Here is a 2,584-nt window from a genome sequence, read left to right as displayed (position 1 = left end):
ATACAGTCGATTCGCAGTGGGAACTTGCATGGTGCACGAACCATTCTGCAGAGTGCACATCCATTCATCGAGACGTGTGGCCGTATCTGCCCCGAGGAAGCGTTTTGCCAGTCCGTGTGCACGCGGTCGAAGATAGATGCCCCTCTGCGCATTCGGGAGCTGCATCGTTTCGTAACAGACTCGACTGATCCATCCGATCGTATGGAGCTGCCTGAACCAAGTCTGGGCAAGGTTGCCATCGTCGGTGGTGGTCCTGCGGGACTTGCCTGTGCCCGCGAGCTGAGGGTCCGGGGATTCTCGTGTGACGTGTTCGAGGCTCGGCAGGTGGGCGGCGTGCCCAGTCAGGAAGTATCCACACATCGGTATCCGCGTGAGGTCGAAGATCGGGAGGTCCGTTTCCTGACGTCTTCATTCGTTGCGAACGTCCGTAGTGAGCGTGTGACAGACGTGAAGCCTCTGGTTGGTGACTATGACGCGGTCTTTGTCGCGACGGGACTACCCTCTGAGAGCGACCTGAACGTCGAGGGTATTGGGTTGGTCGGTGTGTATCACGCCCGCGACCTCCTGCGCAAGATGAAATCCGGTACAATCAGCGGCGCAGGAAACCGTGTAGGGATTATCGGTGGTGGAAATGTCGCGATCGAAGTAGCCTCCATGCTCCGCGAGGAAGACCCGACACGAGATGTTACCGTGGTCTACCGTCGTGGCATCAAAGAGCTGAAGGCGTTCAAGAAGGAGATCGAAGAAGCTACGACACTCGGGGTGACCTATCAGTTCCTGGCAATTCCCGACAAGGTTGTTGGCAATGATCATGTGGAGGGGTTGGAGGTCACTCAGGCTCATCTGTGCGGAGAGGACGAATCCGGCCGATGCAGGTTTGAACCCCTGCCAGGGTCGAGCTTCATCATACCACTCGACACCGTGGTTGTGGCTATCGGGCAGCGCATCGACGAGGATGTGTTTCCTGGTCTTGTCCGCAGTGCCTCAGGATTTATCAGCGCAGCGGAGAACATGCAGACCAGCATGCCGGGCGTTTATGCCGGCGGCGACGCCGTTCATGGTGCTCAAACTGTTGTGGAGGCTGTGCGTGACGGCAAGAAAGCGGCGGAGCAGATTGCTGCGTTTGTGGCAGGAGGCAAGTGATGTATCGAGAACACGACCTTTCGTACGATTTTCTGGGCATACATCTTGAGAACCCTTTCATTCTGTCTGCGGCTCCGCCGACGGACGAGCTTGATATGGCGATTGACGGACTGAAGGCCGGGTGGGCCGGGGTCGTCCTCAAGACTACTTCTGTCGAGAGCAATCCCGTCAATCTGAAATACCCGATGATGTCGTCCTTTGGCACAGCTGCGCACAAACTGTGGGGGTTGGGCAATATCGACCTCATTTCGCAATATCACATCGACGAGGTCTGTGAGCGGGTTACAGCATTGAAGCGCATGTTCCCCACCAAGATGATTGCAGCTTCTATCATGGGGTCACAAAAAGAAGACTGGCAGTCTCTGGTGAAGCAGCTCAAGAAGGCCAGCGTCGACCTTGTCGAGTGCAGTTTCAGCTGTCCACAAGGAAGCATGGGTGAAGCCCCTGGCCGCATGCTTGCACAAAGCGTTGAGGCGACGGAAAAGGTTGCACGCTGGGTAAAAGAAGCTGCCGAAGAGACGCCCATTCTCATCAAGATTACGCCACAGGTCACAGACATCGTCGAAATTGCCAGGGCACTGAAGCGGGCCGGCGTCGACGGTGTCACGGCAAGCAACTCGGTACCCGCGTTGATTGGAGTTGATGTGGAGACACTTGAACCACGCCCCTCTCTCTTTGGCGAGGGGGCATATTCAGGCATGACAGGCATGGCGATCAAGCCCCTCACTCTCCGCACCATTGCAGAGATTGCTCGCAACGTAGACATCACTATCAGTGGAAACGGCGGCGCCTACTCGTGGAGTGACGCGGTGGAGCTGATGGCTGTTGGAGCTTCCAACGTGCAGTTCTGCACGCTCCCAATGCACCATGGGTTTGGCACGATAAGGGACCTCAAGAGCGGTCTTGCAGATTATCTGGACCGTAAGGGATGTGCATCGCCGCTGGATATTGTTGGCAAGGCGCTCAAGAACATCAAGGGGCAGGAAGAGCTGGTCGCGCCTTGCTCTCATTCGGACATCGACCTTGACAAGTGCATCGGTTGCGGCAACTGCTTCCGCGCCTGCAGCGATGGAGCTCATAGAGCGATTCTGTGGGATGCCGAGAAGAGGCAGCCCTCTGTGGATGCCGAGAAGTGTCCTGGATGCGGCCAATGCATGCAGGTCTGTCCGGTGAATGCTATCCGGATGAAGGAAGAACTGGACGGCAAGGTCCACTACTTCGAATTTAAGGGAACTCGCTAGGTCTGATTCAAGCCTCTCTGTCCCCTGTGGCGCTTACCGCAGGGGACATTTGCATGTGCCGTCGGTTGAGTGCTTTCATGAACACCGTATACTTACAAAGAGTGTTTGTCGCGTTCATTTACCAGCCGAAATCTTGAGGAGGTAGTATGAGCAATGATGAACGGTTCTCGACCTTGTGGTCGAAAAGAGAGCAGATCATC

The 2,584-nt window shown here is 56.0% G+C and carries 2 protein-coding genes; both read left to right on the top strand.

Annotated elements, in window-relative coordinates; all coding sequences use genetic code 11:
* On the top strand, nt 1-1,143 hold a 1,143-nt coding region (locus tag SMC5_RS01715; RefSeq protein ID WP_165848920.1), incomplete at its 5' end, for an FAD-dependent oxidoreductase.
* Nucleotides 1,143-2,384, top strand: a complete 1,242-nt coding sequence (preA, locus tag SMC5_RS01710; protein ID WP_119087095.1) for an NAD-dependent dihydropyrimidine dehydrogenase subunit PreA — start codon at nt 1,143-1,145, stop codon at nt 2,382-2,384. The genes SMC5_RS01715 and preA, both read left to right, overlap by 1 nt.
* Nucleotides 2,385-2,584: the final 200 nt, after the last annotated feature.

The organism is Candidatus Cryosericum odellii (assembly GCF_003570935.1).
Taxonomy (GTDB): Bacteria; Caldisericota; Caldisericia; order Cryosericales; family Cryosericaceae; genus Cryosericum; species Cryosericum odellii.
The sequence above is the reverse complement of the archived record's forward strand: the minus strand, read 5'-3'. Positions and strand labels throughout refer to the sequence as shown.

What these genes read in the sequence shown, in the direction of transcription:
- preA (WP_119087095.1), top strand. Translation starts at nt 1,143, where the DNA reads ATGTATCGAGAACACGACCTTTCGTACGATTTTCTGGGCATACATCTT.